Origin of the sequence: Rhizobium sp. 25PS6 (assembly GCF_032464655.1) — a bacterium.
Taxonomy (GTDB): domain Bacteria; phylum Pseudomonadota; class Alphaproteobacteria; order Rhizobiales; family Rhizobiaceae; genus Rhizobium; species Rhizobium laguerreae.
Genome location: NZ_JAWDIV010000001.1, coordinates 78110 through 100265, shown reverse-complemented (window position 1 = coordinate 100265; position 22156 = coordinate 78110). Strand labels below are relative to the sequence as shown.

At 60.3% G+C, this 22156-nt stretch carries 21 protein-coding genes; 6 read left to right on the top strand and 15 right to left on the bottom strand.

From position 1 onward, the window contains the following. Positions 1-101: 101 nt before the first annotated feature. Both RWK44_RS00460 and RWK44_RS00455 read left to right on the top strand, forming a co-directional pair. Entirely contained in the window at positions 102-2564 is a 2463-nt protein-coding gene (locus RWK44_RS00460; protein ID WP_316028177.1) for a glycoside hydrolase family 3 C-terminal domain-containing protein, read from the top strand. Between the two features lie 276 nt (positions 2565-2840). Next, on the top strand, positions 2841-3311 hold the full coding sequence (locus RWK44_RS00455; RefSeq protein WP_025396923.1) for an Hsp20 family protein: 471 nt from the start codon (positions 2841-2843) through the stop codon (positions 3309-3311). Positions 3312-3628: 317 nt separating this feature from the next. Here the strand turns inward: RWK44_RS00455 and RWK44_RS00450 are convergent, their stop codons facing one another. The 3 genes from RWK44_RS00450 to RWK44_RS00440 form a co-directional block, all read right to left on the bottom strand. Then, positions 3629-4165: an OmpA family protein gene (locus RWK44_RS00450; protein WP_025396922.1), complete on the bottom strand. Its 537-nt coding sequence runs from the start codon at positions 4163-4165 to the stop codon at positions 3629-3631. Positions 4166-4179: 14 nt separating this feature from the next. Continuing rightward, positions 4180-4854: a L,D-transpeptidase gene (locus tag RWK44_RS00445; RefSeq protein ID WP_077980595.1), complete on the bottom strand. Its 675-nt coding sequence runs from the start codon at positions 4852-4854 to the stop codon at positions 4180-4182. 179 nt (positions 4855-5033) lie between these two features. Beyond that, positions 5034-5972, bottom strand: a complete 939-nt coding sequence (locus RWK44_RS00440) for an alpha/beta fold hydrolase (protein ID WP_207158915.1) — start codon at positions 5970-5972, stop codon at positions 5034-5036. Between the two features lie 142 nt (positions 5973-6114). On the opposite strand from RWK44_RS00440, the gene RWK44_RS00435 reads away from it, so the two are divergent. The 3 genes from RWK44_RS00435 (at position 6115) to RWK44_RS00425 (ending at position 8224) form a co-directional block, all read left to right on the top strand. Then, a complete protein-coding gene (locus tag RWK44_RS00435) occupies positions 6115-7164 on the top strand; it encodes an AI-2E family transporter (RefSeq protein ID WP_316028176.1) in 1050 nt (349 codons plus the stop codon). A gap of 92 nt (positions 7165-7256) precedes the next feature. Then, positions 7257-7697 (top strand): DUF2267 domain-containing protein, encoded by a 441-nt coding sequence (locus tag RWK44_RS00430; protein WP_131641184.1) that lies wholly within the window; start codon positions 7257-7259, stop codon positions 7695-7697. A 101-nt stretch (positions 7698-7798) separates the two neighbouring features. After that, positions 7799-8224, top strand: coding sequence for a CBS domain-containing protein (locus RWK44_RS00425; RefSeq protein WP_017957358.1), 426 nt, complete (start codon positions 7799-7801; stop codon positions 8222-8224). Between the two features lie 47 nt (positions 8225-8271). On the opposite strand, the gene RWK44_RS00420 is transcribed toward RWK44_RS00425, so the two are convergent. The 7 genes from RWK44_RS00420 to RWK44_RS00390 all read right to left on the bottom strand — a co-directional run bounded on the left by RWK44_RS00420 (position 8272) and on the right by RWK44_RS00390 (position 16393). After that, positions 8272-9276 carry an ABC transporter ATP-binding protein gene (locus RWK44_RS00420; RefSeq protein WP_163873671.1) on the bottom strand — a complete coding sequence of 335 codons (1005 nt, stop codon included), beginning with the start codon at positions 9274-9276 and terminating at the stop codon, positions 8272-8274. Beyond that, positions 9276-10253 carry an ABC transporter ATP-binding protein gene (locus RWK44_RS00415; protein WP_316028175.1) on the bottom strand — a complete coding sequence of 326 codons (978 nt, stop codon included), beginning with the start codon at positions 10251-10253 and terminating at the stop codon, positions 9276-9278. The genes RWK44_RS00420 and RWK44_RS00415 overlap by 1 nt, the downstream gene beginning before the upstream one ends. Next, positions 10250-11164, bottom strand: a complete 915-nt coding sequence (locus RWK44_RS00410; RefSeq protein WP_077980600.1) for an ABC transporter permease — start codon at positions 11162-11164, stop codon at positions 10250-10252. Before RWK44_RS00410 ends, RWK44_RS00415 begins: the two co-directional genes overlap by 4 nt. Positions 11165-11168: 4 nt before the next feature. Continuing rightward, positions 11169-12143 (bottom strand): ABC transporter permease, encoded by a 975-nt coding sequence (locus RWK44_RS00405; RefSeq protein WP_316028174.1) that lies wholly within the window; start codon positions 12141-12143, stop codon positions 11169-11171. 67 nt (positions 12144-12210) lie between these two features. Then, the gene (gene ggt / locus RWK44_RS00400) at positions 12211-13821 is read right to left on the bottom strand and encodes a gamma-glutamyltransferase (RefSeq protein WP_316028173.1); all 1611 of its coding nucleotides are present in this window, start codon (positions 13819-13821) and stop codon (positions 12211-12213) included. After that, positions 13818-14672, bottom strand: coding sequence for a hydrolase (locus RWK44_RS00395; RefSeq protein ID WP_077980603.1), 855 nt, complete (start codon positions 14670-14672; stop codon positions 13818-13820). The genes ggt and RWK44_RS00395 overlap by 4 nt, the downstream gene beginning before the upstream one ends. Before the next feature lie 146 nt (positions 14673-14818). Beyond that, positions 14819-16393 carry an ABC transporter substrate-binding protein gene (locus RWK44_RS00390; protein WP_316028172.1) on the bottom strand — a complete coding sequence of 525 codons (1575 nt, stop codon included), beginning with the start codon at positions 16391-16393 and terminating at the stop codon, positions 14819-14821. Positions 16394-16586: 193 nt separating this feature from the next. On the opposite strand from RWK44_RS00390, the gene RWK44_RS00385 reads away from it, so the two are divergent. Beyond that, positions 16587-17351, top strand: coding sequence for an IclR family transcriptional regulator (locus RWK44_RS00385; RefSeq protein WP_077980605.1), 765 nt, complete (start codon positions 16587-16589; stop codon positions 17349-17351). Between the two features lie 47 nt (positions 17352-17398). Here RWK44_RS00385 and RWK44_RS00380 read toward each other — a convergent pair whose 3' ends face one another. The 5 genes from RWK44_RS00380 to RWK44_RS00360 are packed head-to-tail and all read right to left on the bottom strand — an operon-like array spanning position 17399 to position 22154. Beyond that, the gene (locus RWK44_RS00380) at positions 17399-18334 is read right to left on the bottom strand and encodes a dihydrodipicolinate synthase family protein (RefSeq protein ID WP_132611647.1); all 936 of its coding nucleotides are present in this window, start codon (positions 18332-18334) and stop codon (positions 17399-17401) included. Between the two features lie 26 nt (positions 18335-18360). Beyond that, a complete protein-coding gene (locus tag RWK44_RS00375; RefSeq protein ID WP_077980607.1) occupies positions 18361-19314 on the bottom strand; it encodes an ABC transporter ATP-binding protein in 954 nt (317 codons plus the stop codon). Then, a complete protein-coding gene (locus RWK44_RS00370; RefSeq protein ID WP_131643453.1) occupies positions 19315-20331 on the bottom strand; it encodes an ABC transporter ATP-binding protein in 1017 nt (338 codons plus the stop codon). It abuts the gene before it with no gap. 8 nt (positions 20332-20339) lie between these two features. Then, a complete protein-coding gene (locus RWK44_RS00365; protein ID WP_316028171.1) occupies positions 20340-21257 on the bottom strand; it encodes a dihydrodipicolinate synthase family protein in 918 nt (305 codons plus the stop codon). Between the two features lie 18 nt (positions 21258-21275). Then, the gene (locus tag RWK44_RS00360) at positions 21276-22154 is read right to left on the bottom strand and encodes an ABC transporter permease (protein ID WP_072641185.1); all 879 of its coding nucleotides are present in this window, start codon (positions 22152-22154) and stop codon (positions 21276-21278) included. Between the last annotated feature and the right edge of the window lie 2 nt (positions 22155-22156).

Sequence of the window (22156 nt, the reverse complement as noted above, 5' to 3'; positions counted from 1 at the left end):
ATGGCGCGTGGAGAAGTTGGCGTCGCCGCCGGATGAACTGGCATCGAGCATGCTCGCCCAGCACTTCGCAATGCCCGAATTCCATTGAAGGAGAGGTTTGCATGATCGATTCCATTCTCGACAAGATGACGCTCGAGGAGCAGGTCTCGCTGCTATCAGGCGCCGATTTCTGGACGACCGTTCCCGTCGAGCGTCTTAATGTGCCGAAGATCAAGGTGACGGACGGGCCGAATGGGGCTCGCGGCGCGGGTTCGCTGGTCGGCGGCGTCAAGGCGACCTGCTTTCCTGTCGCCATTGCGCTCGGCGCCACTTGGAATCCCGATCTCGTCGAGCGCATGGGCGTGGCGCTTGCCCACCAGGCAAAGAGCAAGGGTGCCGCCGTGCTGCTCGCCCCCACGGTGAATATCCATCGTTCCGGCCTCAACGGGCGAAATTTCGAATGTTATTCCGAGGAACCGATGCTGACCGCGGAACTGGCCGTCGCCTATATCAAGGGCGTGCAGAGCCAGGGGATCGCAGCAACGGTCAAGCATTTCGCCGGCAACGAATCTGAGATCGAGCGGCAGACCATGTCCTCCGATATCGACGAGCGGACGTTGCGCGAAATCTACTTTCCGCCCTTCGAGCAGGCTGTCAGGCGCGCCGGCGTAATGGCCGTCATGTCTTCCTATAACCGTCTCAACGGTACCTATACGAGCGAGCATGCGTGGCTGCTGACCAAGGTGCTACGCGAGGAATGGGGATTCGACGGGATCGTCATGTCCGACTGGTTCGGTTCGCATTCGACGGCCGAGACGATCAATGCCGGTCTCGATCTCGAAATGCCTGGCCCGGCGCGCGATCGCGGCGAGAAGCTGGTTGCGGCCGTGCGTGAGGGCCGGGTCAAAGCGGCGACCGTGCGGGCGGCGGCACGGCGGATCCTGCTTCTGCTCGAGCGGGTCGGCGCGTTCGAGAAGAGGCCCGACCTCACCGAGCAGGCGGTCGATCTGCCGGAAGACCGGGCGCTGATCCGGCGTCTCGGCGCGGAAGGCGCAGTCCTGCTCAAGAACGATGGCATCCTGCCGCTTGCCAAGACGTCTCTCGACCGGATCGCCGTCATTGGACCCAACGCCGCGAGCGCGCGCGTGATGGGCGGCGGCAGCGCGCAGATCGCGGCGCATTATACGGTCAGCCCGCTCGACGGCATTCGAGCGGCCCTTTCCAATGCCAACAGCGTCAGCCACGCCATCGGCTGCCGCCATAACCGTCTGATCGAGGTGGCCAGGGGAAAGATCACCGTCGAATATTTCAAGGGGCGCGGCTGCGGGGGCAATCCGCTTCATGTCGAGACCGTCGACAAGGGTGAGTTCTTCTGGTTCGAGTTGCCGTCAGGCGAACTCGACCCGGCCGATTTCTCGGCGCGGATGACGATGCAATTCGTGCCGGAGGAAAGCGGCGATCACCTCTTCGGCATGACCAATGCCGGACTGGCGCGGCTCTTCGTCGATGGCAGGCTCACGGTCGACGGCCATGACGGCTGGACACGTGGCGAAAACTATTTCGGCACCGCCAATGACGAACAACGCGGCACGATGGCGCTCGATGCGGGCAAGGCCCATACCGTAACCGTCGAGTACGACACGCCGGTGGCGACCGGGGAAGGGATCAACCTCACGGCCATCCGCTTCGGCGTCGAAAAGCCCTTGGGCGAGGCGGATATCGAGGAAGCCGTCGAAACGGCGCTGAATGCCGACGTGGCGCTTCTCTTCGTCGGCCGCGACGGCGAATGGGATACCGAGGGTTTGGACCTGCCCGACATGCGGCTTCCGGGCCGGCAGGAAGAGCTGATCGAGCGGGTTGCGGCCGTCAACGCCAACACAGTCGTCGTGCTGCAGACCGGCGGCCCGGTGGAAATGCCCTGGCTCGGCAAGGTTCGCGCGGTATTGCAGATCTGGTATCCCGGGCAGGAGCTGGGCAATGCCGTTGCCGATGTCCTCTTCGGCGATGTCGAGCCCGGCGGACGCCTACCGCAGACATTCCCGAAAGCGCTTGCCGACAATTCCGCCATGACGGGCGATCCAGCCGTCTATCCGGGTAAGGATGGACATGTGCGCTATGCCGAAGGCGTGTTCGTCGGCTACCGTCACCACGATACACGCGCTGTCGAGCCGCTCTTCCCCTTCGGTTTCGGCCTTGGCTATACACGCTTCAGCTGGGGCGAGCCGCGCCTGTCGACGAGCGAAATGGGTGCCGAAGGCGTGACTGTCTGCGTCGATCTGATCAATATCGGCGACCGGGCAGGGTCGGAACTGGTCCAGCTTTATGTGCGTTCGCCAAAGTCCAAGGTGGAGCGGCCGGACAAGGAACTGCGCGCCTTCGCAAAGCTTTCGCTGCTGCCCGGCGAGACTGGGACGGCCGTGATGAAGATCCTGCCGCGCGATCTCGCTTATTTCGACGTCGAGGCCGGGGCCTTCCGCGCTGAGCCCGGCGCCTACCAACTGGTCGTGGCGGCCAATGCCGCGGATATCAGGTTCGTCATCGATCTGCCGTCACCACGCGCCTATCTGCTGCCGCCTTCGCAGTAGGCCGTAGTCGGTAGCACACCGGATAGGCCGCCCAAAAATTTCCACACAAGCGAAGAACATCTTCAGGCACCATTCGATTTAGGTGAAGGAAAACAGCGTTCAAGAGGCTTGCGGTCAGCCTCAAGCCTCGACCGAAAATTTTTTTAGATGTCCTCTTGAATCAAAAAACGCTCGAAACCAGATCATTTTCGTCGGCAGCGCAAAAGCGGGTCGACCAGACCGGGGACGCGTTTTCGACGCGTCTCCACTCCATGTTGCTTTACGGAGGATATGGCTATGAGAAACGAACTTGACTTCGCACCCCTTTACCGGTCCAGCATCGGCTTCGACCGGGTCTTCAACCTCTTGAACAATGCGCAGCGGCTGCAGGCGATCGAGACCTGGCCACCCTATGACATCGTCAAGACGAGCGAAGACGACTATCGTATCCAGATGGCAGTCGCCGGTTTCGCCGAGGCCGATCTCGAGATCACCCAAGAGCGGAACGTGCTCGTGGTGAAAGGCCAGAAGGCCGAAGGGAAGGATGGCGAATATCTGCATCGCGGCATTGCCGGGCGCGCGTTTGAACGTCGCTTCGAACTCGCGGACCACGTCAGGGTCGAGAATGCCTCCCTGACGAACGGTATTCTCTCGATCGCGCTGAAGCGTGAGGTGCCGGAAGCCATGAAGCCGCGCAAAATCGCCATTGGAGACGGCTCCTTTCAGCAGGCGCCTCTTCAGATCGAAGCAGAGCGCCAGGTGGCTTAAGGAGCGCTTCTCGATGAAGTCCCGGAAAAAGCCGTTCACGGTCGAAATCAGGAAACGCCGCGGGGCAAGTGCAAAGGACGCAGGAAAGCGTGTGCTCTCGAAGCTTCTTGACAAGCTCCGCTCGGGAGCCTCGGCTCCGGTAGCGCGATCCTGAATTGAATTGCATGCAAGGAGGGCCGGCTTGGTGGCCGGCCCTTTGTCCGACGGACCACCATAATGGCTTCGCCGCATCCCCCGCAAATGCACCTACGCCGCGTCGTCTTGCCGCGAATCACGTGGCTTCATCCCCTTTTGCACAAGGGGCATTCGCGAAGAGATCAGACGGCGTCGGGCTGCTTGCGAAGATTGGAGACGACGCGCCGGTTCTGCACTTTGCAGGAGCGCTCCGTGCAATCGCGGACTTCGCGCTCGTTCCCGTAACCCTTGGCCCACATCCGCTTTGCGTCCACGCCCTTTGAGATAAGATAAGCCATTGCCGCGTCGGCACGCTTCTGCGACAGCGTCTCCATATTGGACGCAGACCCTGAATCGTCGGCGAATCCTTGCAGCTTGAGCATCCAGGTCGGGTTGTTGTTGAGCCAGCTGGCTTGTTTGTCCAACGTCGCCATGGCGACAGAATCGAGCTTGGCGGAGTCCTGCGTAAAATAGATCCGTCGGCCGACATTCAGGATAAAATCTTGCTCGCTGCCAGCCGCGACGTTTTCGAAACCAGGCGCCGGATCGTTCGTCTGGCCGGTCATTGGCACTGCCGCAGGTTCTTCGAGCGAGGCGAGTTCGGTGGTGGAGCAGGCGGCAAGCGCCAAGAGCATTGTCGCGGCGAGAAGGCGCCTCGTAAATCCGGTCGCAATAGAGATCAAGGTGATATTCCTTATTCGACCGGGGTTGTCTGGCTGACCTGAGTGGCGCTTTCAGCCTGGTCTGCGATATGCGGCAGGACCTGCACCGCAGTGCCGATGGGGCAACGCTGGTAAAGATCGATGGCGTCTTCGTTAAACATACGGATACAGCCGCTGGAGGCATCCTTGCCGATGCTCCAGGGCTCCAGCGTGCCGTGGAAGCGATAGCCGGTATCGACGCCGTCGCGATGCAGGTACATGGCGCGTGGCCCGAGTGGGTTTTTCGGTGAGCCTCCCGCCACGAATTCGGGCAGTTCCGGATGGCGCTTGCGCATCTCCGGCGGCGGCGTCCAGCGCGGCCACAGCGATTTGCTGTCGATCGTCGCCCGGCCAAACCATTTGAAGCCCTCGCGACCGACGCCGACGCCGTAGCGAATGGCCGTCTTGTTCTCCATGATCACGTAGAGAAAATGGTGCCTCGTGTCGACGACGACGGTGCCGATCGGCTCGCTGCTGAAATATTTGACAACCTGGCGGTGCCACTGTTTGTCGATCTTGGCGAAGTTGGTCCTTCGGAACGTCACGCCATTGTCGACAGCGGTGCCGTCGAAATAGGAAGACGCTGCGGCAAATGCGGGTTTCCGGATTGCACCGGCGCCAAGTAACGCCAAACCACCCAGCACAATATTTCTGCGAGTCCACGGCATCGGCAATATCCCCCCTTAAAGCCAAGCAGCGAAGCGTCAGTAAATCAGATTTTTCATTTGCCACAACAGAAAAATCATCTCCTCCCCAAGGCGGAGATCGGGTCACAGGCCTCCTATGTCTGGTATTGCCCATCGTTACTCTGAAATACTGCGGCGCTTCGAGTTAAAGGGCCGGGCATTCATCTCCTCTGAAGATCGGCATGTACTCTTTCCGCAACCGCCTGCGAGCCAATGCTCCTCACACCCGGCAGTTCCGTTTCTTCGAATGCCTCCACAAGATCACAAAGCATCTCTCGCGCCACGCCAGGGACCACATGATGGGGCAAATGCCCGACACCTTCCAGCAATCTGACGATCGGCCCCGGATGCTTCCTGCAAAGCCAATCAATATGCCAGTTTGGTGAAATCACGCGGTCCGCCATCCCGAAGAGAACGTGCAGGGGAAGATCGCCAGGCAGATCTGGAAGGCGCTCCATGTCTCGGTTGAAGGCGCGCAACTCGTCGGCCATCGTGCGGATGGTAATGGGATTGACCACGTGAGAGGCCGGCAGGCCCGAGAGATGAGAAGGCAGGGGATTGGGAAAAGAGGACGACCTCAGACCTCGATCCAGAAAGAATGCTGGCCACCGACCGATGACGTGCTGGCGGATCAACGGCCCGACCACCGGAGCGACCGCCGATCTAAGCACGATCAATGGCTTCGATGGCACAGGGGCGCAACACGGGGACATGAGAAAAAGTCCGCTGACGAGGTCTGGTCTTCTTGCAGCAAGGTGTAACGCCGCTGCGCTGCCGATCGAGTGCGCGACGATCCTCACCTCCGGCAGATCAAGAGACGCGAGAAGGCGTTCAAGCCAGAAGGACTGTCCCTCAGGTCCGCGCTCAGCCGGTGCAAGCGGCGTGCTCAGTCCATAGCCAGGCCGGTCGGGTGCAATGATCCGGAAATCGCTGTTGTCGAAGGGAAGCAAAATTTCCTGCGCAAGGCTGCCGCAGCCATGCAGGAGGAGGACTGGGATGCCATGTGAGTTGCCACCGTCAAGGACGTGAACATCCTGATCTTCAACGTGAATTGTTGTTCCGAGCGTCGGCTGGAGTGGCTTCACTAACATGAACCGCATAACTAAAATCCGAAGAAGAAGTTCCGGCCGGTTGGGGGACGGCGCCTACGGCAATGAACCGTTAGTGTAGGATGGAAGGGAGGCCCAGCGTTGCCGCCTTATCTGTGCTACCATCATCGCGGTCTCGAAGCGGAAAGATCGAATGCTCCTTCAGCGTGTCAGTTTCTATGTGCTTCTGGTCCTCGTGACCATAGCGTTCGTCGCCGTCGTGCTACCGTTCTATTCGGCGATATTCTGGGCAGTCGTCCTCGCTATAATCTTCTTCCCGCTTCACGCCCGTATAGAGGCTCGGCTGGGTGGGCGCGGAAACCTTGCTGCAGCGCTCTCTGTGTTGATCTGTCTCTGCGTCGTTATCATTCCCGGGCTGATCGTCCTCAGTTCACTCGTCCAGCAGGGCAACCATCTCTACCAACGTATGGACACTGGCGAGATCGACGTCCGGAGCTTTATTCATAATCTGCAGGAAGCATTGCCCTTGTTCCTCAGCGACTGGCTCCGCAGCATCGAGCTGAACGGCGTCGATACGTTACAGGATCGCGTTTCCTCGGCATTGATGCAGGGCGGCGGTTTTTTTGCCGGACGCGCCTTAAGCCTCGGTCAGAACACCCTGCGGTTCTTCGTCACCTTCGGCGTGATGCTCTATCTCCTGTTCTTCATGTTCCGGGATGGGCGCGCCGTTGCCCGCGCCATCAGAAGAGCGCTGCCTCTCAGCGATGCCCATACCCTTCGCTTCACTTCCAAATTCACTTCGGTCGTTCACGCGACCGTGCGAGGCAATATTATCATCGCCATCATCCAGGGTTCGATCGGCGGCATCGCCTTTTGGGCCCTCGGCGTCGAGCCAGCCCTTCTGTGGGGCGTACTGATGAGCTTCCTGTCGCTGCTGCCTGCGGTCGGCGCCGCATTGATCTGGGTGCCCACGGCCATTTACCTGGCCCTGGCCGGCTTTTGGATGAAGGCGATTGTGCTGGTTGCGGTCGGCGCCCTCGTCATCGGTCTTGTCGATAATCTTCTGAGGCCATCCTTGGTCGGCAGGGAGACCAAGCTTCCCGACTATGTCGTCCTCATTTCCACCATTGGCGGCATCTCTCTCGTAGGCATCAATGGTTTCGTGATCGGCCCGTTGATAGCCGCTCTCTTCATCGCCGCTTGGGGGATATTCGTGGAGGAGGAGGGCACGTCAGATTCCTGACGATGCGGCCGGAGCATTTAACGATGGCTTCCGGAACTTTCATCTCCCTGAATGGTTCAACAGATTCGAACCATCATCATGGAGGTGAAGCCATGAGCGCTTCGGGTGTCGCCGTCTTCGATAAGACGCTGCAAACCACAAATATATGGCTCGACGATCTGATGGCCGACCAAGGACCTGATCGGCAGCTCGCCTGGCATGTGCTTGGCGCGGTTCTTCATACGTTGAGAGATCGTCTGCCGATCGATCTGGCTGCGCATCTGTCGGCTCAGCTGCCGCTCCTTGTGCGCGGCGCCTATTACGATCGATACGATCCTTCCAAACAACCCGTCCGCTCCCGTTCCCTGGATGAGTTCCTGGAGCAGGTGAACCACGAGCTTTCATCGACGCATCCGGTAGACGCGAAGGAGGCCGTGCGGTCGGTTTTCCGTGTGCTTTCCCACTACATCGATCCGGGCGAGGTGCGGAAAGTGCGCCACGGACTGCCGGCAGAAGTCCAGGCGCTCTGGCCGGATCCGGATATGCGCCATTAGGGCATCAAGAGAGTGGCAGGAGCCGCAACCACATCGTTTCGGAAACGACTCTCACCGGAACATTCGACGTCCACTAACCGCAAAAGGCAGGAGGAAAGACCATGAAAGTGTCAGAGATCATGTCGCGCGATGTAGAAATCGCCAACCCTAACCAGACGATAGCCGAAATCGCGAGATGCATGGCCGACAGGCAGATCGGCTTCCTGCCGGTCGGCGACAACGACCGGCTCGTCGGAACCATCACCGACCGCGATCTCGTCGTGCGCGGGCTTGCCGACGGATTAGGGGGCGATGCAAAGGTGCGCGAAGTCATGTCGCGCGATGTCAAATATTGTTTCGAAGACGAAGATGTCGACGACGTGACCCGCAATATGGGGCAGGTCCAGGTCCGCCGCCTTCCCGTCGTCAATCGTGACAAACGCCTTACCGGCGTCATCTCGCTCGGCGACGCGTCCCTGGCGGACACCGCTGCAGCAGGAGCCGGGTTGAAAAAGGTTTCCCGACCGGGCGGTGCTCATGCACATTAGAGGAGGATGATTTTGGGCTGAAGCAATCAGCATCCTGTCGTTTGAGATCATTCATCGTTGAGGTGGCAAGCCGACAGGTGCCCCGGTGCAATTTCCTTTTTCACCGGCGCTTCCATATGACAGCGGTCCATCGCAAACGGGCATCTCGGATGGAAGTGACAGCCTTTCGGCGGGTTTATCGGGCTGGGGAGTTCGCCAACGACGGGCTTGAACTGCCGCTTGCCGGGTTCGATGCGCGGCACCTCGGCCAAGAGCGCTTTCGTGTAAGGATGATTGGGCCGCCTGAAAACCTCCTCGACGGGCGCCTCTTCGACGATGCGGCCGAGATACATGATCGCAACGCGATCGGAAATATGTTCCACGACGCCAAGATCATGGCTGACGAACAAATAGGTCAGGTCGAGCTTGTCACGAAGTTCCATGAACAGGTTGATCACCTGGGCCTGGATGGAAACGTCGAGTGCGGCGACGCTTTCGTCACAGACGAGGAATTTCGGCTGCACGGCAAGCGCACGCGCAATATTGACACGTTGCCGCTGGCCACCCGAAAACTGGTGCGGGTATCGCTTTTTCATGGCCGGGTCGAAACCGGCCAGCATCAAATATCTGTCGACATAGACGTCGCGTTCCGTCGAGCGGGCAAGCCCATGCGTTCGAGGCGCCTCCCAGATAAGCTCCTCGACGGTCATGCGCGGATTGAGAGCCGCCATCGGGTTCTGGAAGATCATCTGGCTGGCGAGACCGAACTGATGCTGCTCGCCTTTCGACATGGCGCTTCGATCCATCCCCTTCCAGAGAATCTGGCCCTGGCTCGGCGAGGTGATCCCGGCAATGGCGCGGCCGAGCGTCGACTTCCCGCAACCGCTTTCGCCGACGAGGCCGACAACCTCTCCGGGCCGAATGCTGAGGCTGACATTATCAAGCGCGTGAACGACAGGCGCCGGTTTGGCCAGTTTGAGCTTGAGCGCGATCTTAGCGGCGAGATCGGGCTTGGCTCCGAAGCGCTGCGACACGTTCCTCGCTTCGATCAGGGGCGCGGCGGTCGCCGTCATCATGCTACCTCTTTCGTTACGGGATGAATGCAGCGGAAGGAGCGATCGCCTTCCGGCACGAGCGCCGGCATGACCAGACAGCCGTCGGTTGCCCGATCACAGCGCGTACGAAAACTGCATCCCTGTGGGAGGCGGTTGATGGCCGGCGTCATGCCGCGGATCTGGCGAAGCGGCTCTCCGCGTCTGTTTTGCGAAGGAACGGACGCGATCAGGCCGGCCGTGTAGGGATGATGAGGATCGGTCAGAACCTTGCCCACGGGTCCGGTCTCGACGAGGCGGCCAGCATACATGACGGCGATCTCGTCGGCCAATCTTGAGACGATCGCCAGATCGTGGGTGATCCAGATCACCGCCGTATTTCCCTCTTCGGTGAGCTTCTGGAATTCGGAAATGATCTGGCTCTGGATCGTCACATCCAGCGCCGTTGTCGGTTCATCGGCGATAATAAGGTCCGGCTTGTGAAGAAGCGCGATGGCAATCGCCACACGCTGGCGCATTCCGCCGGAAAACTGATGCGGATAAGCGGCAAGCCTTTCTTCAGGGCTTGGTATTCCGACCAGCGCCAAGGCATCGCGCGCCCGCTGCCGGGCAGCATCCTTCGAGACTCGCTCGTGTGCCTGCACGGCTTCCAACATCTGCGTGCCGACCGTCAGAACCGGATTGAGCGTCATCATCGGATCCTGGAATACCATGGCGATCCGTTTGCCGCGCAGCTGCCGCATCTCTTCGTCCGAATATTTCGCGATGTCGGCGCCGTCGAAGATGACGCTGCCGCCGACAACCCGGCCGGGCTTATCGAGGAGCCGCATGATCGAAAAGCCGGTCACCGACTTTCCGGATCCGGATTCTCCCACAAGACCAAGGACCTTGCCGCGCTCCACCGTGAATGACACATCATTGACGGCGCAAAGGCTGGGGCGTCCCCTGCCGCCGCCGAATTCGGTGACGAGATTGCTCACTTGCAGCAATGGGGTCATGACATGTTCCTCGGGTTGAGGACATCGCGCAGCCGGTCGCCGACGAGATTGATCGCCGCGATCGTAACCAGAAGGGCAATGCCGGGAAAGAAGCTGATCCAGTAGAGGCCCGTCAGAAGATACTGGTAGCCCGTCGAGATCAGCATGCCGAGCGAGGGTTCGGTCACCGATGCACCGAGGCCGAGGAAGGACAAGGTTGCTTCGAGGCCAATTGCCCTGGCGATCTGCATGGTGGCGATGACGATGACCGGCGCAAGACAGTTCGGCAGCAGGTGCCTGAAGAGGATGCGCCATCCGGGCAGGCGCAGCATCCGGGCCGCCTCGATATACTCCTTCTCGCGCTCGACCAGAGCGGTGCCGCGGACGGTGCGGGCATAGGTCGCCCACTCGGCGATGATCAGTGCGATCACGACATTGGGCACGCCCTTGCCGAGCACAGCGAGCATCATGAGCGCCATCAATATGGTCGGAAACGAGAGCTGAAGGTCGACGAGCCGCATCATCGCGGTTTCCGTGCGCCCTCCCATGTAAGCGGCGAACAGTCCGGCCGAGGTTCCGATGATGGCAGCAGCGAAAGCCGACAGAACGCCCACCAGCAACGAGGTGCGCAGGCCATAGAGGATGCCGGACAGAATATCGCGGCCCTGGCTGTCGGTACCGAGGTGATAGACAAGCCCGGTCATGGATTCCGACCCCGGCGGCAGTCGTCCATCCATGATGTCGAGCTGCATCAAATCATAGGGGTTTTGCGGAGAGATCCATGGCGCGAACAGCGCCAGGCAACAGATGATCACCAGCGTGAGGAAGGCGATCGCGGCTGCCGGAGAGCTGAAGAAATCCGCGATCCCTTTCGACAGACGACTGGGTTCGGGCGCTGGAGCGCTTGTGTCTTGGGTGTTTGGTTCGGCCATGAGGTCAAGCCTTTCCTTCCAGCCGGACCCGCGGATCCAGAAGGGTATAACAGATATCGATGATGAAATTGAGGATGACGAAAAGCAGCACCATCATCATCAGGTAGGCGACGATGACCGGGCGATCGAGAAGGTTGATCGAGTCGATGATGAGCTTGCCCATGCCCGGCCACGCAAAAATGCTTTCGGTGACGACCGAAAAGGCGATCAGCGAGCCGAACTCGAGACCGATGATGGTCACCACCGGGATCATCAGGTTCTTGAGAACGTGCACGGAAATGATCCGCCGCTCTCGCAAACCCTTGGCGCGGGCAAACTTCACATAGTCCTGGGGAAGGACCTCCTGCACACCGGCGCGGGTCAGCCGAAGAATGAGTGACGTCTTGAACAGAGCCAGGTTGAAGGCCGGCAATAAAAGGTGCCTGATGCCGTCCCCGGTCAGAAACGACCATTGTGCGCCAAGCAGCTCCTGCGTCTGGCCGCGGCCATTCGTCGGCAACCAGCCGAGCTCGACGGAAAATACCATGATCAGCATGAGGCCGACCCAGAAGGTCGGAAGCGAGAAGCCCAGAATCGAGCCGCTCATGATGAGCTTGGAGGAGATCCGATTGGGGTAGAGCCCTGCATACAGCCCAAGCGGAAGACCGAACAGCAGCGCGATGCCGAGAGCCGTGATCGCCAGTTCGAGTGTCGCTGGGAGACGTTCAAGGATAAGACCGAGCGCCGGCCGCCCATAAACGAAGCTGTTGCCGAAATCCCCGTGCAGAAGTCCTTGGAGAAACAGCAGATATTGTTTCCACAGCGGCTGATCCAGACCGTAATGCGCGATGACGAGTGCCCGCTCCGCCTGATTGGCGTCCGGGTTGATGAGGATGTCGACCGGATTGCCGATCACATTGACGCCGATGAAGACAATGATCGTCATCGCGACAACGACGAACAGCGCCTGTATCAATCGCCTGATGATGGATGTGACCATTGAACCTCTCCCTACAGCACCGCGCGTCTTTTCGAGAGCCGCAAAGGACGCTGTAACATTTTTGAATCTAGGCGACGGAGATCGCCATCCCGTCGCGCTGCGGATCGGCCGCGCCTTTCGAGATGCCGCCGTCAATCTTGATCGCGTGGACTGCGGCGAACGCATATGTCTGCGGCGACCGCGCCACCTGGTAGCCCTGCGCCCGCAACTCATCTTCGACAGAGTGGCGAATGCGATTGCAGATGTCGATCGTGTTTGACACTCCTACGATCCTTGGCGCCGAGACGGCCTCGATCACGGACATGTCGAAATCGATCATGTTCATCAGGCATTGCGCAACGGCCGGCGCGATATAGCTGCCGCCTGGCGCTCCGATGACGATGCTGGGCTCGTCGCCCTTAAAGACGATCGTCGGTGCCGCCGAGCTGGGACGCCGCTTGCCGGGCGCAATGGAGGCGGGCTTGCCCGGAAGCGGATTAAAGCGGCTCATCGTGCCATTGTACATGAAGCCGAGGCCATCGGTGATCGCGCCCGAGGGACTGCCGAGGGTGTGGGTCATCGCGACGGCATTGCCATCCTTGTCGATCACCGAGATATGGGTGGTGTCGCGTTGCGACCCATCAAGGCGCGATACGCTGGCGATCTCACCCGCCTTGATCGCGCCGGCATGCGCCTTTGCATGCTCTTTCGAAACCAGCTTTTCATAGGGCACGTCGACATAGGCGGGATCGCCCATATGCGCGTCCTTGTCGATCGTCATTCGCTTCATCGCTTCAAACAAGATGCGGACATGCTCGGCGCTGCCATGCTGCAGCGAGCCGACATCGAACTGCTCCATGATGTGCAGGAGTTCCAGCATCGGGAAGCCCGAGCCTGGCGGAGGCGAGGTGGCGATGCGGTTGTCGCGGTAGTCGCCCCAAACCGGCTCTACCTTCGACAATTCGTAACGCGCCAGATCCTCCCGATCGATCAAGCCGCCACTTGCCTTGAAATCGTCGGCGATCTGCTCGGCCAGTTCGCCGTGATAGAAGATGTCCGAGCCGCCGCTTCGCGCGATGCGTTCGAGGGTCTGTGCCATGTCCTTGTTGACGAGCAGGTCGCCGACATTCTTGAGCGTGCCGTCGTCGTGGAAATAGGTTCTCCGGCCCGTTTCGGAAAAGCGCAGCTTGTCGAGCGTGTTGGCAAAACCGTCATTCGACTGGTCCTTGACCCAATACCAGTGCATGTGGTTTCGGATCATGAAACCGTTACGGGCCAGGCGGATGGCCGGCTTGACGAGATCGGCCCAATCGAAGGTGCCGTAGTCGCGTAGCGCGGTCTCATAGCCCTTTAGCGAGCCGGGAGTGCAGACGGCAAGGTAGCCGATATCGGAAATATTGCCTTCAAGCACGTAGCCGAAGCCGTCGCGGCTCTGGTGCTTGATCTTGTCGAGCCACATGTCCGGCGCAGCCTTCAACGGCGCGCGCGCATAAAATTCGAGGATCTCGTGCACGCCCTTTTTCGGCATATAGACATGCATGGAGCCGAAGCCGCCGATGCCGGCCATCTGCGGGTCGACCACACCTTGGACGAAAGCACAGGCAAGTGCTGCGTCGATGGCATTGCCGCCGCGTTCGAGAACTTCCGCGCCGGCTTCGACTGCCTCCGGCTGAGGCGCCACGATCGTTGCATTTCTCATTTCGCGCGACGGCCCTCCAGTACCTTTGCCAGGAAGGTCTTGACGTGACCGAGAACCTTCATCCGGTCGTGAGAGACGCCCGGAACACGATCGAATGTCACATCGACACCCGCTTTGCGGAATGAGCTCGCCAAGGCGGCAAGGCGCTCTGGCCGGGTTTTGCCGGCGTCGTTTGCGCCATCCATATAATATTTGCCGCCCGGCTTGTGGGTGATTTCCCAGGTCTCCAGATCGGCGTCGCCGACGATCATATGCACCGGCACCTTGGCGAGATCCTCGGGCCGGAAGGCCTTGCCGAAGCGTGCCTCCAGATCCCGAATGCCGACCCACCAGTCACGCGTCGGATCCAGAAGGGTGACGGAACCAGGTGCGCCGATCGATGCCGCCCAGAGCTTTTCCGGATGCAGGATGGTGAAACGGTGCACGAAATGCCCGCCGCCGGAGAAGCCGAACATGGCGAATTTGGACCAGTCCTGGCGGTATTTGTCGGCCATCTCCGCGACCATGGCAAGGACGACCTGATCGTAGCGGATGTCGCCTTCCTCAAGAAACTTGTAGCCGGAACGCGCACCATCGCCGAGAACGCCAACCGGGAAGATCGGGCAAAGGATGGCGCAGTCGTTGTAGAGTCCGAATTCGGCAAAACCGTCGCGGAAGTCGATGGCCGACGTGCGCCCGGTGCCGTGGACCGCGACTAGGAGGTCGAGCTTGCGGCCGTCTGCCGCCGTCGGCGGCACATAAAGCACCATATGGAGGCGCGGATCGGCCTGAGAGGCGAAGATGGCCGTCTGGCCATAGTCATAGATGGCCTTCGCCCGGGCGACGGCTTCGCCCGTTCCAAGTTCCTGCATGAATGTCTCCTGGGAGATGAAGAAAGGGTGGCCTCGGGGCGGCCCCATGCTGCTGTTTTAAACCGCGCCGCATCGATTGGATCGATGCGACGCACTTCAAATCTTTGTTTGTCCCAAAACCGCTGCACGCTTTTGGACGAGATGCATCAGTCCGCCGGCTTCACGTCGTAAGCGAGCGTATATTTGTCGCCGCGCGGGGTGTAGGACACGGTCTTCTTTGCGCCCAGCACGACGTTTTCGTAATGCATTGGGAGGAGCCAGAGGTTGTTGAAGGTCTCTGTCGACAGCTCCTTGAGAAGGGGCGCGCGTGCAGCTTCATCGAGTGTCGAACTCGCCTTGGCCAGCACCTCGTCGATCTTCGGATCGGACACGCCGCCGCCGTTATATCTGCCGGTCCCCTTTTTCTCGTCGCGCGTGGCGACGAGTGCAACAGTCGGATTGGTGGTTTCGCCGGTGTTCACACCCCAGGAGCCGAAATAGGTGCTGTAGGTGCCCTTTGAATAGGCTTCCGAATACATCGACCAGGGCAGGACCTCGACTTTCGATTTGATGCCGATGCGCGTGAACATCTGGCCGACCGCCTGCAGAACTTCGGCATCCTTGACGTAACGGCCAGAGGGGCCATGCAGGGTCAGGCCGAAGCCATCCGGATAACCGGCCTCAGCCAGAAGCGCCTTGGCTGCAGCAGGATCATAGCCCACCTTCTCGACTTTTTCGGAATAGCCCGCATAGCCTTGGACGACGAATTGGTCGGCCACCGTGCCATTCTTCTGCATGACGCGGTCGACGATTGCCGGCCGGTTGATCGACATCAGCATTGCGCGACGCACCCGTTCATCCTTGAGCGGGTTCTTGTCGAGATCGGAACCATCCGCAGCCTTCACGAAAGGTGAAACATCGCGGCTGACATCGAGCCCAAGATAGACGAAGCGGGAAGATAGGCCGTTGATGACTTGCAGATTATCGCTCGCTTCGACGCGTGCCATTCCATCGGCAGGAAGAGTTTCGACAATGTCGATCTCGTTGGAAAGAAGCGATGCCAGACGGGCGCCGTCATCGGGCAGGAAGCGCAGCGTGACGTTCGACCAGTGCGAGGGGCCAGCGAAATAGCCGTCATTGCGCTTCAAGGTCAGGTTGCTGCCTGGCGAATAGGAGACGAAGGAATAGGCCCCGGTTCCGATTGCACATTTTCCGTTGTCGAAATCCTGGACCGGCGCCTCCTTGCAATCGGCGCTGATAATGCGAATTCGGCTGACGGAATTCAGCAGGATCGGATCCGGAACCTTCGTCTCGACGACGATGGTATAGGGATCCGTGGCCGTGACATTGACAATATTGCGGGTGTAGGAAGCAAAGCTCTGGCTGGGCTTGTCGCGGGCACGCAGAAGCGAAGCGATGACGTCATCGGCGTTGAACTCGCTGCCGTCATGGAATTTCACGCCCTTCCGCAGCTTGAATTCCCAGTGGGTTGGGTCGACGACCTTCCATTCAGTGGCGAGCTCCGGAGCATTTGCCGAGGTTCCCGTGAGGTTTATGAGGCTGTCCCAGATATGGCGCGAGGTCGCATTGTTTGGCGCCGAACTGTCTTCATGGGGATCCAGCGTCGTCGGCGTCGTCGACATCCCGATCGTCAGCGGGGCTTCCTGTGCGACGACCATTGCAGGAATAGCAATCGTTCCGAGCAGCCCGATCGCTGCCCGCGTCAATGTTTTTGCGGCCATTTCATCCATCCCGGTTTAGCGTTTTTGGGCCGACCTTGCTTGGTCGGTGCGAGCAGGTTCCCGTCCGCTCTTGACACAAATTGGTAAGGGGGCCTCAAGGGGGCTGTCAAACGGAAAACAAGCGCGTTACGATAGGCGTAACTTGAAAGTATGCCAATCCTTCGACCTTGGTCGCGGAGAAACTTCTGGTCTTATGGACAAAAGACAACCATCAAAAAGCGATACCGTGCAATCTGTTGATGTCTGCATTGACGTATTGCTGAATGTCGCCAAAAACCCGGATATCAGACTGACTGAGGTGGCGCAGAACCTCGGGGAAACCAAGCCGAGAATTTTGCGCATGTTACGCACACTGGAACGGCGCGGCCTGGTGCGGAAGAGCGATACGGGCACTTATCGGCTGGGGACGACTGCGATCATTCTCGGGACCGCTGCCTCGACACAGGTTGATCTGGTGCGAATAGCCAATCCTATCCTTGAAGAAGTCGGCCAAAAGGCGAACGAAACGACCCAGCTCAGGATCATCGACAATGGGGAATCCCTGTGCATTGCAAAGTTCGAACCGATGCGCGACTTGCGGGTGCAGGCGATGATCGGTCGAAGACGGCCGCTCACGGCCGGCTCGTACAAGGTGCTTCTCGCCTATCTCCACCCCCAGGTGCAGTTGCAAATGATCCCGGAGACTTTGCCGCGGCTGACCAAGCGCACGATCACGGATCGTGGCAAGCTGGTTGCTGAATTGGATAAAATCCGCCGCCAGGGATTTTGTGTGAGTTATGGTGAAGTCAGCGAGCAACTCGTCTCCGTCTCAGTGCCGGTTCTGGCATTCGACGGGTCCGTGATCGCCGCGGTGAATGTCGGCGCCCCGGCCTTCCGCACACAAAAAAGCGACGTCGACCGCTTCATCGTTCTGCTGAAGGAGGCCTCCAGCAAGATATCCGCCCGGCTGGGATGGTAGAAGTTTTCGTTGCGCGCCATGCGGAAAGGCCCCTTCTTTAGGCAAACTCAGGGGAAAAGATCGGGGAGTTCGGCGCGTGCGATGCGTCGCAATCTGACCGCTTCTGCCATGTCTATCGAGCGATAGGGAAACCGCAAGCGGGTGCTTACAGGTCCCCAATTGCCGATCGCACTCAAAAGTTTGTCGAGAGCGGCGTTCGAATAGCCAAACTCCTGGCGAAAGGGGACGATATGCGCGTCCATAAACGTGCAGATGCGTCGCTCCAGATCGAGTGCGGCGTCTATATCGTTTCGCATCGAGACCGTCCAGGTCTGAGCACCGCGGGGACTAAGGCAGGCCACGTTGGAAAAAGAGCCTGCTGCCACACCTTCCTTGGTGCCGGTTGCGAGATGATGGCCGGGGACGAAGAGCGACAGCCCGGACAGATACAGGCGCGCCTCGACATACCAGGAAGCGTCGCCATCGGCGAGCTTGATGCCGATCACCTCAGACACCGCCGCGCAGACCATGCCGAGGTCCTTTGGCGCCAGCACCCGTTTTGCATGCGGCGGATTGTAGAGGATGAGCGGAATGCCGTCGGCAGCCTCGGCCACTCGTTTGAGGAAGTCGACCGCTTCGGCATCGTTGAGCGGCCACCAGTCGGGCAATATGACCTGAATGGCGCGGGGATCGAGCACGGCGGCGCGGCGGACGCGATTGAGCATGATCAGCGGGTCGGGCTGGCAGGCGCCGATGACGAATGGCGTTGAAGATGCCTTGCAGCGTTCGGCCAGCATTGCCTGGATGCTGTCAAACTCCGCCTCCGTCTGATTGTGGAATTCGCCGGCAGTGCCGTTCGAATAGATACCATCGACGCCGGCATCGATGAGGATGTCGATCTCTTCACTAAGCTTGTCGAATTCGATGCTGTCATCGGCTGCGATCGGCAGAAGCAGGCTCGCCCAATTTCCGCCGATGGCGGGACGCGGCGTCTTCGCATTCATCTCTTGTTTCTCCGATGGATGACGGATCAGTTGAGGTCGTCGCGGATGCAGGCCTTGAAGTGGCCGGGAGCGATTTCCCGCAGTTGCGGAACGGCGCCGGCGCAGGCTTCAAGCGCGCTCGGACAACGCGTGCGAAAAACACATCCGCTCGGCGGATTGGCCGGGCTTGGAATATCGCCTTTCAGGATCTGCCTGTTACGGCGGGCATCCGGATCAGGCGACGGAATCGCCGAGAGAAGCGCGCGTGTATAGGGATGCTGCGGTCTCGCATAGAGATCAACACTCGGCGCGATTTCCATGATGCGGCCGAGATAAAGCACGATCACCCGGTCGCAGATATATTCGACAACTGCAAGGTCATGCGAGATGAACAGCATGGTCAGGCCAAGCTGCTGCTGCAGATCGCGCAGCAGGTTGATCACTTGCGCCTGGATCGACACGTCGAGCGCCGAGACCGGCTCGTCGGCGACGATGAATTCTGGCGATAATGTCAACGCACGGGCAATGCCGATGCGCTGGCGCTGGCCACCGGAAAATTCATGGGCATATCGATTGATCGCATCGGCGGGCAGGTCGACCTGGGTCAAGGCCGACTGCGCCCGTTCGAGCCTGTCACGGGCGGTGCCGATCCCCTGGATCTTCAGGCCTTCCGTCAGGATCTCGCCGATCGTCATACGCGGCGACAGGCTAGCGAAGGGGTCCTGAAAAATATACTGCATGCGCGGCCGTTGCCTTCTGAGCGCGGAGGCGGAAAGTGCCGTGAGTTCTGTGCCGTCGAAACGGACGCTGCCTGACGACGGCTCGACCAGGCGAAGGACAGAGCGCCCGATCGTGGTCTTTCCGCTGCCGGATTCGCCGACAAGCCCGACGACTTCACCCTTGCCGATGTCGAAGGAGATACCCTCAAGAATGTTCAGCCGCGTGCCGCGGGAAGTATAATGTTTCGAAAGGTCGCGGACGGAGAGCAGCGGTGCACTCATCTAGATCTCCTGCCATCTGATGCAGCGGCTGCGATGCTGCGGATTGACCTGTTCGAGTGCGGGAACGGCAGCGCGACAGGCATCGATCGCGAACTTGCAGCGCGGGGAAAAGGCACAGCCGCTCGGCATGTTCATCAGGCTCGGAACCATGCCGGGAATGGCCGCAAGCTTTTCGCCGGCCAGCTTCATCCGCGCGGCATCGCCAAGGCGCGGCATGGAGGCGAGAAGGCCCATCGTGTAGGGGTGCTTGGGATTGCGGAAAACCTCGCCGACCGGCCCTTCTTCGACGATCCGGCCGGCATACATTACCGCGACGCGATGGGCGATTTCGGCGACCACGCCGAGATTGTGGGTGACAAAGAGCATGGCCATGCCGCGCTCGCGCTGCAGTTTGAGGAGCAGGTCGAGAATCTGCGCCTGGATCGTCACGTCAAGCGCCGTTGTTGGCTCGTCGGCGATCAGCAGCGCCGGATCGCAGGCGAGCGCCATGGCGATCGTCGCGCGCTGCCGCATGCCGCCCGACAGTTCGTGAGGATATTGGCCGGCGCGGCGCTGGGCATCCGGTATGCCGACGCTTTCAAGCAGTGCGACGGCTGCATTCATCGCCGCCTTGCGGTCGCTACCGCGATGGATGCGGATCGGCTCGGCAATCTGGTCTCCGATGGTGAAGACGGGATTGAGGCTCGACATCGGCTCCTGGAATATCATGCCGATGTCGTCGCCCCTGATCCTGCGCATGCTCTCGTCGTCTAGGGAGACCAGATCTCTGACCACGCCGTCGCTGGTCGCAAGGCGGATGCTGCCTGCAGCGATCACGCCGATGTTGCGGGTGAGCAGCCGCATGACGGATAGGCTGGTGACCGACTTGCCGGAGCCGGATTCGCCGACCAGTGCAAGCGTCTCACCGGCGGCAACGGTCAGGTCGATATTGTTGACCGCCGTGATCTCGCCGCCGCGGATGCGGAAGACCGTTCGCAATCCCCTGATGTCGAGTACGGGTTCGGCGGTCTGTTCCATCAGCCGGCTCAGTTCAGCAGACCGGTTGCACGCAGGATCTCGTCGATCCGCGCCGTTTCGGCATCGTTGAGGGAGGCACGCGGCCGCGGCATGACGGCGGAATCAATGATGCCGAGGCTGCGCATCGCCGCCTTGAAGGCGCCGATGCCGGCTGCGCCGCCACTGACACGGCCCTGCGCGACCCAGACGATTTCGAACAGGCGGCAGAGACGCTCCTGTTCCTTCCTCGCGGCGACCCAATCACCGCGCTGGGCAGCATCCCAAAGCCGGACATAGCCGTGCGGATCGACATTGGCGATACCGGGAACGACGCCATGGGCGCCCATCAGCAGGGCGGTGTCGACGACGATCTCGGAGCCAGTCATCAGGAAGACGTTCTTGTGTTCGGCAAGATCGAGGAGCGCATAGCGGAAGTTGCCGTCGTCGCCGCTGGAATCCTTGAGACCAATAATCGCGCCTTCCCTGGCGAGCGTGACCACGGTGTGGCGCTGCAGCTTGACGTGAACGCAGACGGGAATGTCGTAGGCGATCAGCGGAATGTCCACCGCGTCGCGGATATAACGGAAGTGGTCGAGGATCTCGGACTGGCTGGTGACCGTATAGAATGGCGCCGTCACCACGACCGCATCGGCGCCGGCGGCCTTTGCGACCTCCGCATGGGCGATGACGCGATCCGTGGTCGGATCGATGACCCCGACGATCAGCGGCACGCGGCCATTCACCACCTTGGCCGAATGTTCGATGATTTCCCGCCGGGTCTTTTCGTCGTGGAAGATCACCTCGCTCGTCGAACCGAGCACGAATACGCCATGGCAGCCGGCATCGATCAGATGCTCGAGCACGCGTTTATAGGATGGGTAGTCGATGGTGAGATCCGGATTGAGGGGTGTTACGACGGGGGGGACGACACCCTTGAATTTGGTCATTTTCGCTTCTTTCGATTGTCAGTTCAGTTCGGCACGTGGGTCGAAGGCATCTCTGAGGCCATCGCCAATGAAGTTGATTGCCAGCACGGCAAGGATCAGCGCGGCGCCGGGGAAGAGCCATTGCCACGGATATTGTTCGAGCACGGCGGTCGAGCGGGCCGCGTTCAGCATGTTGCCCCAGCTTGCCGCGGGCGGAGCGATGCCGAGACCGAGGAAGGACAGCCCCGCCTCGAGCAGGATGGCATTGGCAATCTGCAGCGTTGCATAGACCACGAGGATATCGATCGAGTTCGGCAGGCCGTGGCGAAAGAGCAGATGTCCGATGCCGGCGCCCATGCCGCGGGCAGCCATGACGAAGTCGCGTTCACGCAATTCCAGTAGCCGCGAACGGATCATGCGCGCCAGCAACGGCCAGGAAAGCAGCGAGATGACCAGCACCGTCGGCCAGATGCCGGTGCCGGCGATCGAGGCGAGCACAAGCAGGAAGATGACGGGCGGCAGGGTCATCACCAGATCGACGAAGCGCATCGAGACGGCGTCCGTCCAGCGGCCTGCAAGCGCCGAAATTGCCCCGAAGAGAAAACCGATGACTGCCGAAAGCGCGGTCGATGCAACGGCGACCAGCAGCGAAATCCGGCCGCCTTCGAGCACGCGGGCGAAGACGTCCCGGCCGACGCCGTCGGCTCCGAACCAGTGCGTTGCCGTCGGGCCACTATTCATCGCCAGAAGATCGATGTCGTTCGGCCGGAAAGCCCACCATAGCGGATAGGAGAGGATTAACAGCAGCATTGGAACGGCAATGCAGACGCCGGCAACGGCTGCGCGATTGAGCAGAAACCGACTGAAGGCGCGGGCAAGTGGTCCGGGGCTCCGGCGTTCGGAAGAGCGTGCCAGCATGA